Below are 14,338 nucleotides of genomic sequence, written 5' to 3' on the forward strand. Positions count from 1 at the left end.
GACGTATTTGTTTGAAGCACTCTGAAGTTTTTACTTAAAGTGGTGACTGATTAGCCGATATTGCATACCGCAATATGTGTAATCCATCCAGAGCAAACTTTGCTTTTTACCTTGCTACATTGTAAAACTGAAGCTAAAGACGTTAATGTAAACTATACCTTGATAGAAAGCTGCTCTAGAATAGCTATATCTCAACAAAATTAGATTTTACCTATGCGTGATCACCGTCCAACCTCGACTGAAGATGTTATTGCTGAGTCACAGTTCAAGCAGATTCAAGAACATGCTGGAGAAATCTTACAGCTTAACCAAGCTTTGCAAGAGGTCTTACCCATGGGGACGGCCGATCATTGCCGAGTAGCGAATGTTCGTAACGGCCATCTATTGATCGATGTCTCTAGTGCCGCGATCAAAATGAAGATCGATTACGATCGCCTCATGATCCTAAATAAACTTCGTACTCAAGGCTTTGCCAAGCTGATGAGCGTTGAAGTGAGGATCAATCCTTCACTATATAGAAACCGCTTTCAACAAGACGACAGACCTAAGCGTCCACCACTAACAGAATCTGCAGCAAAGTCATTAATGACGATTGCCGACATGGCGCCACCTAAAATTCAGGAGCGTTTAAAACGATTAGCCGATATGGCAGAAAAGGAAGATCGTAAGTGAACGTTATTTCAATATGCTGAAAGCTTGAATGTTATTGATAAGTCGAAGATTAAAGCCAAATAGCAAAAAACCAGGCATAAGCCTGGTTTTTTATTAATTCTAATGCCAAGTATTTACGCAAGCACCATATTTGGTTCTGCGAATGCTACTGGTGAGCCGACTTCTTCTTCGAATGTAGTCCACTCCCACGCTTCCTGATCTGCAAGAACAGCACGTAACAGTTGGTTATTTAAACCGTGGCCAGATTTAAAGGCACGGAATTCACCAATGATTGGGTGGCCACACATGTAAAGGTCACCAATCGCATCCAACACTTTGTGAGTCACAAACTCATTTTCAAAGCGTAGACCTTCTTCATTAAGAATACGGTAGTCATCCAAAACGATAGCATTGTCAAAACTACCACCCAAAACTAGGTTTTGAGATTGTAGATATTCGATATCACGCATAAAGCCAAACGTACGTGCTCGAGAAATCTCACGAACAAAGCCTTTTGACGAGAAATCAAACAGCAAACGTTGCTCGTCTGATTCAATCGCTGGGTGATTAAACTCAATTTCGAAGTCCATACGGAAGCCGTTAAATGGTACAAATTCTGCCCATTTATCACCATCTTCAAAACGAACTGGCTTTTTGATGCGGATGAAGCGTTTTGGCGCATTTTGCGTTTCGATACCTGCTTGTTGTAGCAAGTATACAAATGGGCTTGCACTACCATCCATGATCGGAATTTCAGGTGCGTCTACTTCGACAACAATGTTATCGATGCCCATACCAGCAAGTGCCGCATTCAAGTGCTCAACAGTTGAAATACGCACACCTTCATCGTTTACCAATGCAGTACAAAGCATGGTGTCACGAACCGAAGCTGGATCAGCTGGAAAATCTACAGGTGGATTTACATCTGTACGACGGTAAATGATACCTGTATTTGCAGCAGCCGGGCGCAGAGTAAGTGTGACTTTACGACCAGAGTGGAGACCCACACCAGTTGTTTTCACTATTTCTTTCAGAGTACGTTGTCTGATCATCTGCTTGCCTCTCAAAAATTTGCTACAAAACACGGCCGTCTGTAACGTCGACCGTGAATGCTACCATAATTTTGAGCCATGTCAAATTTATGGGTTAAAGATTAATCAGCCTGACGACGCAAAAATGCCGGTATATCTAAATAACCACTTTCCTTTTCTTGCTTTGGAGCCGCAGAACTTTGGCTCGACGAAGCTGGAGAAGAAGGAGCAGTGTTTGTCGGCTGAGGAGTTACCTGTGGCTTCTCTTGCACTTGATTATTTTGCAAGGTCTGTGCCGGTTTTTCTTCAGCTTGCGTTGCCGCTGCTTGTTGCTGTGGTTGAGCTTGCGGCGTCGGTGCCACTTTAGCTTTACCACCCGCAACTAGCGTGATATCTGGCTTTTTCTCATTACCAATACCTGTCGCTACAACTGTTACGCGGATTTCGTCAGTCATATCAGGGTCTAGAGAAGTACCGATAACAACAGTCGCATTGTCAGAAGCGAATGCCTTCACTGTATTACCAACCGTCTCAAACTCGTCAAGACGCATATCCAGACCAGCAGTAATATTGACAAGAACACCACGAGCGCCCGCTAGATCGATGTCTTCCAGAAGTGGGCTAGAAATTGCCATTTCAGCCGCTTCTTCAGCTCGGTCTTCACCTTTGGCGATGCCGCTACCCATCATTGCGTGACCCATTTCAGACATTACAGTTCTTACGTCCGCAAAGTCGACGTTGATCATGCCAGGGCGAGTAATTAGCTCAGCAATACCTTGAACGGCATTCTTAAGAACATCGTTAGCGCTTGCAAAAGCTTCTAGTAGTGTTACACCACGACCAAGTACTTTAAGTAGCTTTTCGTTTGGAATCGTGATCAAAGAGTCAACATGCTTAGACAGCTCATCGATACCTTGCTCAGCAAATGCCAAACGCTTTTTACCTTCAAAACTAAACGGTTTAGTTACTACCGCTACTGTTAGAATGCCAAGCTCTTTAGCCACTTCAGCAATAACAGGCGCTGCACCAGTACCGGTACCGCCACCCATACCAGCTGCGATAAACACCATATCGGCGCCAGTCAGGGAATCTTTAATTCGATCTCTGTCTTCGAGAGCTGCGTCACGGCCAACCTGTGGATTAGCACCTGCACCCAGACCTTTAGTGATATCACCACCGATCTGAATAACATTGCCAACGCTTGTCTTACGAAGTGCTTGTGCATCAGTGTTGACGCTGATGAATTCCACACCTTCGATGGATTCACGCACCATGTGTTCAACGGCGTTACCACCGCCGCCACCAACCCCAACGACCTTGATTACTGCATCGTCAGACATTTCCATCATCGGTTCAAACATGTGTTGTCTCCGTTTATCCTGCAACTCAGGTTAAAACTCTTTTTGTATCCAGTTACGCAATTTATCGAAAAAGCCAGTTACAGATGAGCGTTTAGGTTCATTATAATCGCTATCGTCGCTAGACTGCATGTCTCTTGCGTAATGAAGTAATCCAACTGCCGTAGAATGGTACGGCTCTTTTACATAGTCAGTTAATCCGCTGACTTCGAGCGGTTTGCCGACCCTTACTTGATTGCGGAATACGCGTTCCGCACATTCTACCACTCCGTCCATTTGCGCAGCACCGCCGGTGAGTACAACTCCCGCAGCCAGATGGTGCTTGATACCCTCTTCGCGCAATTTTGCTTGTACAGAGTCGATAGTTTGGTTAACCAGTCCCATAAGCTCAGAGTAGCGTGGCTCAATCACTTCTGACAACGTTTGACGTTGCAGGCTACGTGATGGTCGTCCACCTACGCTTGGTACATTAACCGTGTCATCCTTACTGACCAGTTCACTCAAAGCACAGCCATATTTGACTTTTATTTCTTCAGCATCGCTCACTGGCGTACCAAAAGCAAAAGCAATATCACTGGTTACAGCATTTCCTGCGTACGAAAATACTTCTGTGTGACGTAACGCACCGCCAGTCCAGATGGCCACATCCATCGTGCCGGCGCCAATATCAACCACACAAACTCCAAGCTCTCTTTCATCCTCGGTGATTACTGCATTACTAGCAGCAAGCCCAGAAAATACGAGTTGTTCTACTTTAAGGCCGCAGCGTTCTACCGCCTTAATAATATTGCGTGCCATGTCATTATGGCATGAGATAAGGTGGACACTCACTTCCATTCTTACCCCAGATAAACCAAGCGGATTTTTGATTCCTTCTTGGTAATCAATGGTGAACTCCTGCGGGATCACATGAAGAATTCGCTGTTCATCACCGATTTTAATCGATTTTGCGGTATGGATAGCGCGATCCATGTCTTCTTGAGACACCTCTTCATCAGAAATCGTGCCCATACCTTTTTCAATTCGGCTTGCGATATGCTTACCAGACAACGAAATGAAGACTCGGCTGATCTGGCACTCTGCCATTAATTCAGCTTGATCAATTGCACGTTGTACTGATTTTACAACCGACTCCAAATCATTCACGCCACCTTTATCCATGCCGCGTGAGGGGCTACTACCTGCGCCAATAATATTAATTTGACCGTCTGGTAAAACCTCACCCACTAGAGCCGATACGGTTGCAGTGCCTATATCAAGACCAACAATAATGTTGTCATCAGCGGCCTTAGTCATCTGTACTCTCTTCTAACTCTTGTTCAGGAAACCAACCAACTGCGGCTCCTGTATCGTACCTAAGATCGATATAACTGATTCTTTGCGTGTCACTGCCAAGCTTGTTATAGAGCTTAAAAAAGCGCTCTATACGCTCAAGAAGAGACTCTTTACCGAGCTCTAATCGAATACCGTTATCAAGGATGATTTGCCAAGCTCGTCGCTCGTTTAATACCAGAGACGATATCGCTAAACCCAATTGCTGAAACTTAGGACTCAAATCACGGTAAGTCTGTAAGACTTCCGGCCCGCTATCTTTGGGTCCGTACAGCTTCACTTTTTCTTCTTGCAACAGAGCAACATCTCCATCAAAAACGAACCCGTTTTTATCTAACAGTTCGTTGCCATTCCAAATGGCTTCTGGTTGATGCTCCGTCAAAAAAACTTTTACTGTATCCGGCCACTGCTTTCGGATTGCGGCATGCGCTACCCATGGCAGAGCTTCGACACTTTGCTGTAATACATCAATATCCTGGGACATAAATGTACCGATGTGATCAATTCGACTAAATGCAGCCTGCACATCGTCAGCTTGGACATACTCCAGTTTCCCCTGAAGTACTATTTTGGAGAGAGGTAACCTTTGGTCATCCCACATCCAACTGATCGCCGCGTACAAAACAGAACTAATTAAAGTCACAACCACAACGAAAAATAACGCACCCAAGATTTTTTCTTGGCGACCACGGTTGTTACCCGTGTTTGGTCGCTCGTCATTCAGTGCAATATTCAACAACGTCTTCGTTTCCTGACTTTTGTCGTGTACTTTTTACCCATATAATTACGCAGAGGTAAAAGTCTTGACTTTAACCTTGGGATTATACTGAGCTCTTGTAAACTATCAAACACTGATAGCAATAAATCACAATGATATTGACGCAAAATCGAGATCTGAGTCTTTATCTGTCCTTCGCATCAACAATATGTGTCAGCCAAGCATCTTGTTTATATTCAATTTAAGACCTGCCAGCTGTTTCGCCACTTTACCAATATCACCCGCACCTTGCGTTAAGATTAGGTCGCCGTCTTGTATAACGTTAGCTAAAACTGAAGGTAATTGCTCGATTTCTGGAACAAAAATCGGATCTACCTTGCCTCGGCTGCGAATTGTGCGACATAAAGCGCGCCCATCAGCACCTGCAATCGGCTTTTCACCCGCTGCGTAAACATCCAGCATGATCAATACATCCACCTGTTCAAGCACATTCGCGAAATCATCGTATAAATCACGAGTACGGCTATAACGGTGCGGTTGGAAAATCATCACCAAACGCTTGTCTTGCCAACCACTGCGTGCTGCATTAATGGTTACATCCACTTCTGTTGGATGATGGCCGTAATCATCAACAAGCATTGCATGGCCGTTGCCAGTATCAAACTCGCCAAGGTGATCAAAACGTCTTCCCGTACCTTGCGTACCAGCCATTGCCTTTAGGATCGCATCGTCTTCAATGTCATCTTCAGTAGCAACCGCAATCGCAGCAGACGCATTCAATGCATTGTGACGACCTGGAATATTCAGCGTGATATCTAAGTTAGCTCGCCCTTTACGTACTACCGTAAATTTGCCTTGCTGCCCCTCTTGACGATAATCTTCAATACGTACGTCGGCATCTTCAGAAAAACCGTAAGTTATCACTTGACGACTAATACGTGGGATTAACTCTCGAACCACAGGATCATCAATGCAAACAATTGCTTGGCCGTAAAACGGTAGATTATGAAGGAAATCGATGAAGGTTTGCTTTAAGGTTTCAAAGTCACCACCATAGGTATCCATATGATCGGCTTCGATATTGGTAACAATGCTCACCATTGGTTGCAAGTGCAGGAATGACGCGTCACTTTCATCTGCCTCTGCAATTAGAATACGACTCGAGCCTAGACGCGCATTTGTACCTGCGCTTTTCACCAAACCGCCATTCACAAACGTTGGATCAAGACCGGCTTCAGAATAGATTTGAGTGACAAGAGCGGTCGTCGTGGTTTTACCGTGTGTACCCGCAACGGCAATACCGTGACGGAATCGCATCAATTCAGCCAACATCTCTGCGCGGCGTACAATAGGGATGCGTAATTCACGTGCCGCCATCACTTCTGGGTTTTCTTCGTTGATCGCCGTTGACACAACAACCACACTTGCTTTTTCTACATTACTGGCTTGATGACCAATAAATACCGTCGCACCTTTTGATACCAAACGCTCTGTCACAGCGTTCTCTGATAGATCAGAACCTGTGATTTGGTAGCCTTCGTTCAACAGCACTTCTGCAATGCCGCTCATGCCCGCACCACCAATACCGATGAAGTGGATGGATTTCACGCGGCGCATCTCTGGCACCATTGCGCGAATCTGAGCTAAGTCTTGTGTATGTTGGATTGTCATCAATTCTATTCTCAATAATTCGGTTAACGCTTTTCGGTCAAAGCGACAATGGCTTGTGCGACAACTCGGTCAGCATTCAATTTTGCAGCGCCACGCGCTTGCTCAGCCATTGTAAGTAAAGCTTGGCGATCCAATTGTTGGATCTGCAGAGTCAGAGACTCAACGGTTAAATCTGGTTGTTCAATCATTTTCGCCGCGCCGCAATCCACCAAGTGGTCTGCATTAAGTGCTTGCTGGCGGTCTTTGTGCATGAATGGAACAAAAATAGCGCCTACACCTGCCGCCGAGACTTCAGATACGGTTAACGCTCCAGAGCGACAAACTAAAAGGTCAGCCCATGCGTAAGCTTCTGCAACGTCATCAATGAATTCCATTACTTCTGCATTTACCACACCATTAGCTTGGTATGCTGTATTCACTTCTTCGGCGGCACCTTTACCCGCTTGATGACGAATACAGTAATCTTCGCCCAATTTCGACATCACTTCTGGCAGAGTTTGGTTAAGAATACGTGCGCCTTGGCTGCCACCCATCACCAAAATGCGAATTGGACCTTGGCGCTCTTGCATGCGCTCAGTTGGCGCTGCTAATTGAGTCACGTCTTCACGAACTGGGTTCCCAACCACTTCGGCATTTGGAAAAGCGCCTGGGAAAGCCTGAAAAACCTTCTTAGCGATTTTCGATAACCATTGGTTCGTTAAACCTGCTACTGCATTTTGTTCATGCAGAACAACAGGAATACCACTCATCCAAGCGGCAATACCACCCGGGCCGCTAACATAACCGCCCATACCAAGCACTGCGTCTGGCTGCCAGCGTTTCATGTGAGCACGAGCCTGCATGATGGCATTGATAATTTGAAATGGTGCTGCAAGAAGACGTTTAACGCCTTGACCTCGTAACCCTTTCACTTTGATAAAGTCGATTTCAATGCCATGTTTTGGCACCAAATCCGCTTCCATTCGATCCGCCGTACCTAACCAACGGATCTCCCAACCTTGCTCTTGAAGCTGTTTTGCTACCGCCAAACCTGGGAATACGTGACCGCCAGTACCACCAGCCATCACCATCAAACGTTTATTTTGTTTCATTAGCTTGTTGTTCTGATTGTTGTTGCTCGCGTTTCAAGCGGCATTCGTAATCGATACGCAGTAATATGGACACTGCGACGGACATAATTATTAGACTAGAACCACCATAACTGATGAGTGGAAGTGTTAAACCTTTTGTTGGAACAATACCGGCGGCAGCTCCAACATTAACCAAGGTTTGAAACGCAAACCAAATACCAATTCCGAAAGCCAGATAACCTCCGAACATTTCGCCTTCTTCAAATGCACGCTTGCCGATGTAAACCGCTTTTAGCACCAAGCTAAAAATCAGCATTAAGACCAGCACTACGCCTACGAAACCAAGCTCTTCAGCAAGTACGGCAAACACAAAGTCGGTATGCGCTTCCGGTAGATATTCCAGTTTTTGAATTGAATTACCGAGACCTTGTCCGAACCATTCACCACGACCAAACGCCATCAAAGACTGAGTCAACTGATAGCCACTACCAAACGGGTCTTCCCACGGGTCAAGGAAGGAGGTTACACGTCGCATACGGTATGGCTCGACGAGAATCAAACCAACGACAGCACCGATACCTGCCACCATCAAGGCGAGAAACTGGGTTAGTTTTGCACCTGCGATAAAAAGCATGCCAAACAGCGTGACCAGCATCACGACGACCGTCCCCAAGTCTGGCTGACCAAGTAGTAATACTGCGAAGAAGGCAAACACCATGATTGGCTTCATAAAGCCACCAAAGAAGGTTTGTCGTACTTCGTCTTGCTTTCGAACTAAGTAACCAGACATGAAGATAAACAGCGATAGCTTCGCGACTTCCGCTGGCTGAAGGTTAAACAGCCCAAGGGGAATCCAACGAGACGCACCATTAACCGACTTACCCGCCAAGAGCACGATGATCAACAGTGCGAAAGAAGCCCAAAGTAAGTAATGGCTCTTCTTAAACCACTCTTGCAAAGGCACTTGCAAAATAACAGCGGAGGTCCCTAACGCCAGCACGAGAAACGTCGCATGACGAAACATAAAGTGGAACGGCTGTTCCGTTAATCGAGAGCTGATTGGAAATGATGCAGAGGTTACCATGACCAAACCAGTCAACATCAAACCCAGTGCAATCCACACTAACTGACGATCAAACATCGCCTCTGGGGCTGGATGCTTGAGCCAATTGCCAATACTGCGTTTAACGTTACCTAAACCCACGAAGTGTGTAACCTTTAATTATGCATATTTCTGAGCAAGAGCAGCGAAAGCATCACCTCTTGCCATAAAGTTGTCGAATTGATCAAAGCTAGCACATGCAGGAGACAGCATCACCATATCACCTGGTTTTAACTGCGAAGATACTTGTTGAATCACATCTTCCATAGTGTCGAAACGTATTGCAGATTCATGCAGTGGCATAAATTCATCGCCATCAGCGCCAAAGCAACACAGTTGCAAGTTAAGCGTCGCGAAGATCGGTTTTAATGGCGAGAAGTCAGCACCTTTGCCAACACCACCAACGAGTAAGTAGAGCTTGCCTGTCGATTCCAAACCAGATAGCGCAGCCATAGTGCTGGCAATATTAGTTGCTTTAGAGTCATTCACCCATTTGACGCCTTGATTATCCGCAACCACCTGGCATCGGTGTGTCAGTCCCGTGTAATTTTTAAGTGCATTCAATGCTTTGTGATAGTTTACGTCCGCAGCTTTTAATAGCGCTAAAGCAACCAGAGCGTTAGATAAGTTGTGCTTACCAACCAACTTAAGCTCATCACTTGCGACAACTCGTTGACCGTGATCGAGCAGCCAAGTACGGTTGCCATCCACCTCGAGACCAAAGTCCTGATTGTCGCTGCCAAATGTCACCAATGGCATCTCTGCGTCTGGGAAGGTTTCTTGATCATCACGGTTCACGACTGCAAGAGCAGCATGGTTAAAAATACGCAACTTAGCTTGTCGATAGTCAGACATGCCTTGATAACGATCCATATGATCTTCAGAAAGATTCAGAAACGCAGCGGCTTTGAGCTTTAAGCTTGACGTCGTTTCTAACTGGAAGCTCGAGAGTTCGAGTACATATAGGTCTGCGTCTTGTTCTAACAAATCCAGTGCAGGCACACCGATGTTACCACCAACGCCAACATCCAAACCTGCAGCCTCAGCCATCACACCTGTGAGGTCGGTTACTGTGCTCTTACCGTTTGAGCCCGTAATCGCAATCACCGGTTTCTGCACCGCCCAAGCGAATAACTCGATATCACCTACTACGGCCGTACCTTTTGCTAATACGGCTTGGATCTCTGGTGTCGCTAGCGCAATACCAGGGTTGGTCACGATAAGATCCGCGTCAGAAAGCCAGTCTGTATTCCAACCACCACTATGCAGTTGAACACTTTCCGGCAAGCGCTCTGCACCTGGAGGGTTTACACGAGTATCAATGACTTTGACCACAAGTTGTGGCTGATTTTTTCTTAGGTGTTTAACGACAGAGAGCCCGGTAATACCGAGCCCTACGACGACAACACTATGTATGTTTTGCCAACGTTCCATATTTGATCACACTGTAAATCTTGTTCTTGGAAAGCGCGATTAACGCACTTTCAATGTCGCAAGACCAATCAGAACAAGAACCATAGAAATAATCCAGAAGCGCACGATTACGCGAGGTTCTGGCCAACCTTTCAATTCGTAGTGGTGGTGAATTGGTGCCATACGGAAAATGCGCTGACCACGTAATTTGTAAGAACCTACCTGCAGGATGACTGATAGCGTTTCCATTACAAATACGCCACCCATGATCACCAACACCAACTCTTGACGAACTAGAACAGCAATGGTGCCCAATGCACCGCCAAGCGCTAGTGAGCCCACATCGCCCATGAACACTTGTGCTGGGTACGTGTTAAACCACAAGAAACCAAGGCCTGCACCGACGATTGCTGTACATACGACAACTAACTCAGAAGCATGTGGTAAGTATGGTATATGAAGGTATTCAGAGAAGTTAACGTTACCGGTCGCCCATGCAATAACCGCGAAGCCTGCTGCAACAAGAACCGTTGGCATGATTGCCAAACCGTCTAGACCATCAGTCAGGTTGACCGCGTTACTTGTACCTACAATGACAAAGTAAGTCAGAATGATATACATCAAACCAAGCTGCGGCATGATGTCTTTAAAGAATGGCACCACTAGCTGAGTTGCTGCTGTGTCTTTACCGTAAGCATACAATGCGAAAGCGACGACAAACGCGATCAACGACTGCCAGAAGTACTTCCAACGCGCGATCAAGCCATCGGTATTTTTGCGTACCACTTTACGATAATCATCAACAAATCCGACCGCACCGTAGCCAAGTAAGACTGTCAGTACCGCCCATACGTAAGGGTTGGATAAGTCTGTCCATAGCAAAATCGTGATTGAGATGGCCGCTAAGATCATGATACCGCCCATTGTTGGGGTACCACGCTTACTAAAGTGAGATTCAGGACCTTCGTTACGCACTACCTGACCAATTTGCAGCATTTGCAAACGCTTGATCATGATTGGTCCCATCCATAATGACAGACCTAGAGCGGTTAATACGCTTAGGATTGCTCGAAAAGACAAGTATTCAAACAATCGGAAAAAAGACAGGTATGGCTGTAGCAGCTCGGCAAGCCAAATAATCATTAATAATACTCCTTCAAAGCAGCAGCGACTTCAAACATACGTGCACCGTTCGCTCCTTTCACCAATATCGTATGGTTTTCAGGAACGGCTTGGTCTAGATGCTGCTTGATGTATTCAATCATCTCTTGGTGCGTCTCAAAATGAATGCCTTGGCAAAGATCACTGATCACCTTGGCGTCTGCACCATATGTGAGAACATGTTCAAATTTTTGTGGGGCAGCATGTTCCCCGACTTGACGATGAAGTGCAAGACTTTCCTCGCCCAATTCCGCCATATTACCTAAAATCAGCCAGCGTTGACCTGGGAAAGCGGCCAATAAATCAACTGCCGCTTTCATGGCTGGCACGCTCGCGTTGTAGCTGTCGTCAATCAATTTTATCTTTTCGCTCAGCGCTTCAACCTCGACGCGACCTTTCACTTTGTTCAAATGTTTAAGGCCAGCTCGAACCTCTTCTAATGTGGCGCCCATTTGTAACGCAATAATAGAAGCAGCGATGGCATTCGCAACGTTGTGTTGACCTATAATACCCAGAGACAGTTCAATTTCTTGTGAGCTTGCTGCGATATGTAAGTCAAAGCTTGCTTCACCTGCGGCGTTCAATACGATGTTAGAAGCGAAGAAGTCTGCATCAGTATTACTTTGTGAAAAAGTAATGACTTTCTTATCTGCTAACACTTCATCCCACTTGGCTTCACCATTGCTGTCTAGGTTAACAATCGCAATACCACCAGCTGAAAGGCCTTGGTAGATTTCACCTTTGGCTTGTTTCACGCCATCGATAGAACCAAAGCCTTCAAGGTGAGCGGCTGCTACATTGTTCACTAACGCGATATCTGGTTTTACTAACTGAGTCGTGTAAGCAATTTCACCTATATGGTTAGCACCAAGCTCAATCACGGCATAATCATCATCCTGCTGTGAGCGTAATAATGTCAACGGAACACCAATATCATTATTGAAGTTACCCGCCGTGAATAGCACTTTGCCTTTCAATTGCAGGATACTCGCAACCATTTCTTTTACGGTCGTTTTACCGCAACTTCCGGTGATCGCAACGGTAGGTGTTTGGCATGCTTGATGCACCCAAGAAGCAAATTCACCCAATGCAAGTTTGGTATCCGACACCACAATTTGCGGCACATTCACATCTAAGCGTTTTTCCACGAGTAAAGCACCGGCACCTGCATCTACCGCTTGTTGGCAAAAGTTGTGCGCATCAAAGCGCTCCCCTACTAACGCCACAAATAGAGCCCCACGCTCAATCGCTCGTGTATCAGTAGAAACCGCGTCGATAAGTAGATCGTCGCCGAATCGCTCGCCACGTGTGATGTCTGCAATTTGAGATAACGTTACTTTGATCATGAGGTCAATCCTAAAAGTTGCATTGCGGACTCGCGGTCGGAGTAATGAATCGTTTCGCCATTACGAATCTGATAATCTTCATGACCCTTCCCAGCTAACAAGATAATGTCGTTTGGCGAAGCATTTTCAATGGCATAAGACAGTGCTTTGAAGCGGTCATGCTGAACAATCGCTTCAGCAGGTTTTGACAGCCCAGCTAACATGTCTTTCACAATCTGAACCGGGTCTTCGCTGCGTGGGTTATCGTCAGTCAACACCACTCTGTCGCCTAGACGCTCTGCAATTTCCGCCATCATTGGGCGCTTACCTGCATCGCGATCGCCACCGCAGCCAAAAATAGCCCACAGCTGGCCTTCACAATGAACTCGTAAAGCTTGCAGCGCTTTTTCTAAAGCATCAGGAGTATGGGCATAATCAACCACGACTTTGGCACGATCCTCAGTTTGGAATAACTCCATTCGGCCGAGTACAGGTTGCAGTTGACCTGCGGTTTCGAGTAACGCTTGTTTCTCTTTACCTAAGCTTAATAAGGTCGCAAAAGCGAGCATTAAGTTGGTTGCATTAAACTCACCAATCAATGGCGCGTGCAATTCACCTGAGCCAAATTTACCATCGAACTTAATAGTAATCCCTGACTCCGCGTAACTGACTTCCGTCGCCCAAATTGCGCTTTCAAATTCAGTGTTCGGTTTGAGCGAAACAGCGACCGCATTACTTAACTGCGACGCCCATTGATGACCTACTTCATCATCAACATTGATAATGGCACGTTCACATTGGTGTTGCGTGAACAACCCAAGCTTTGCATTGGCATACTCTTCCATCGTGCCATGGTAATCAAGATGGTCACGACTTAAGTTAGTAAACACGCCCGCCGCAAATGATAATGCTTTGACACGACCTTGCGTCAGGCCATGGGAAGATACTTCTAGCGCGGTGTATGTGGCTTGTTGATTTGCGAGAGAGGAGAGCGTTTTCTGAATTTCAACGGCATTCCCCGTTGTATTCGCAGCTTGTTGCAAGTTATTGAGGAAGCCATTTCCTGTTGTTCCCATTACCGCCGCTTTATGGTCAAGCAGTTCTAGCCATTGCGCTATTAACTGGGTAATGGTGGTTTTGCCGTTGGTGCCGGTGACACCAATCAAATCCATATCAGGGTAAGCATAAAGCTTTCCAGCAATTGCGGATAAACGTTGGTCCAACCTATCAATGTAAATGACGGGAACATCATCAATGATTTCCACCGTACCATGTGTTTTGACATCGCAGGCTTGCGCCAGGGCTGCATTTGCACCTTGCTCAATTGCAGAGGCAATGAATTTACGCCCATCCACAACATGGCCAATCACTGCTACAAACGTGGTTCCAGGTTGAACTCTTCGGCTGTCGAGCTCCAATTCAGAAACAAGAACGGACGATAAGCTAGGGCAATCCACCCAAGGGGAAAGCAGCACGTCCATACTGATGGCTTTAGTCATATTTGTT

General features: G+C 46.0%; 12 protein-coding genes. 1 reads left to right on the forward strand and 11 read right to left on the reverse strand.

The window, feature by feature from the left end:
* The first annotated feature begins 213 nt into the window (after positions 1-213).
* Entirely contained in the window at positions 214-672 is a 459-nt protein-coding gene (locus R7Q46_RS09005; RefSeq protein ID WP_005381869.1) for a DUF721 domain-containing protein, read from the forward strand.
* A 113-nt stretch (positions 673-785) separates the two neighbouring features.
* On the opposite strand, the gene lpxC is transcribed toward R7Q46_RS09005, so the two are convergent.
* From lpxC to murE, 11 genes are all read right to left on the reverse strand, one after another.
* The gene (gene lpxC, locus R7Q46_RS09010) at positions 786-1,703 is read right to left on the reverse strand and encodes a UDP-3-O-acyl-N-acetylglucosamine deacetylase (protein WP_005381871.1); all 918 of its coding nucleotides are present in this window, start codon (positions 1,701-1,703) and stop codon (positions 786-788) included.
* A gap of 101 nt (positions 1,704-1,804) precedes the next feature.
* Complete coding sequence (gene ftsZ / locus R7Q46_RS09015; protein ID WP_017633617.1) at positions 1,805-3,043, reverse strand: cell division protein FtsZ; 1,239 nt, start codon at positions 3,041-3,043, stop codon at positions 1,805-1,807.
* A gap of 30 nt (positions 3,044-3,073) precedes the next feature.
* Positions 3,074-4,336 carry a cell division protein FtsA gene (ftsA, locus tag R7Q46_RS09020; protein WP_005372946.1) on the reverse strand — a complete coding sequence of 421 codons (1,263 nt, stop codon included), beginning with the start codon at positions 4,334-4,336 and terminating at the stop codon, positions 3,074-3,076.
* On the reverse strand, positions 4,329-5,111 hold the full coding sequence (locus R7Q46_RS09025) for a cell division protein FtsQ/DivIB (RefSeq protein ID WP_005387393.1): 783 nt from the start codon (positions 5,109-5,111) through the stop codon (positions 4,329-4,331). The genes ftsA and R7Q46_RS09025 overlap by 8 nt, the downstream gene beginning before the upstream one ends.
* A 192-nt stretch (positions 5,112-5,303) precedes the next feature.
* Positions 5,304-6,761 (reverse strand): UDP-N-acetylmuramate--L-alanine ligase, encoded by a 1,458-nt coding sequence (gene murC, locus R7Q46_RS09030; protein ID WP_005387395.1) that lies wholly within the window; start codon positions 6,759-6,761, stop codon positions 5,304-5,306.
* A gap of 23 nt (positions 6,762-6,784) precedes the next feature.
* The gene (murG, locus tag R7Q46_RS09035) at positions 6,785-7,852 is read right to left on the reverse strand and encodes an undecaprenyldiphospho-muramoylpentapeptide beta-N-acetylglucosaminyltransferase (RefSeq protein WP_262639827.1); all 1,068 of its coding nucleotides are present in this window, start codon (positions 7,850-7,852) and stop codon (positions 6,785-6,787) included.
* Positions 7,839-9,035 (reverse strand): cell division protein FtsW, encoded by a 1,197-nt coding sequence (ftsW, locus tag R7Q46_RS09040; RefSeq protein WP_005372933.1) that lies wholly within the window; start codon positions 9,033-9,035, stop codon positions 7,839-7,841. Before ftsW ends, murG begins: the two co-directional genes overlap by 14 nt.
* An 18-nt stretch (positions 9,036-9,053) precedes the next feature.
* Positions 9,054-10,367 carry a UDP-N-acetylmuramoyl-L-alanine--D-glutamate ligase gene (gene murD, locus R7Q46_RS09045; protein ID WP_053306876.1) on the reverse strand — a complete coding sequence of 438 codons (1,314 nt, stop codon included), beginning with the start codon at positions 10,365-10,367 and terminating at the stop codon, positions 9,054-9,056.
* A 39-nt stretch (positions 10,368-10,406) separates the two neighbouring features.
* The gene (gene mraY / locus R7Q46_RS09050) at positions 10,407-11,489 is read right to left on the reverse strand and encodes a phospho-N-acetylmuramoyl-pentapeptide-transferase (protein ID WP_005372931.1); all 1,083 of its coding nucleotides are present in this window, start codon (positions 11,487-11,489) and stop codon (positions 10,407-10,409) included.
* Positions 11,489-12,853 (reverse strand): UDP-N-acetylmuramoyl-tripeptide--D-alanyl-D-alanine ligase, encoded by a 1,365-nt coding sequence (locus R7Q46_RS09055; protein ID WP_054574276.1) that lies wholly within the window; start codon positions 12,851-12,853, stop codon positions 11,489-11,491. Before R7Q46_RS09055 ends, mraY begins: the two co-directional genes overlap by 1 nt.
* The gene (gene murE, locus R7Q46_RS09060; protein ID WP_054578500.1) at positions 12,850-14,331 is read right to left on the reverse strand and encodes a UDP-N-acetylmuramoyl-L-alanyl-D-glutamate--2,6-diaminopimelate ligase; all 1,482 of its coding nucleotides are present in this window, start codon (positions 14,329-14,331) and stop codon (positions 12,850-12,852) included. The genes R7Q46_RS09055 and murE overlap by 4 nt, the downstream gene beginning before the upstream one ends.
* Positions 14,332-14,338: the final 7 nt, after the last annotated feature.

This window comes from Vibrio sp. 811, assembly GCF_033339195.1.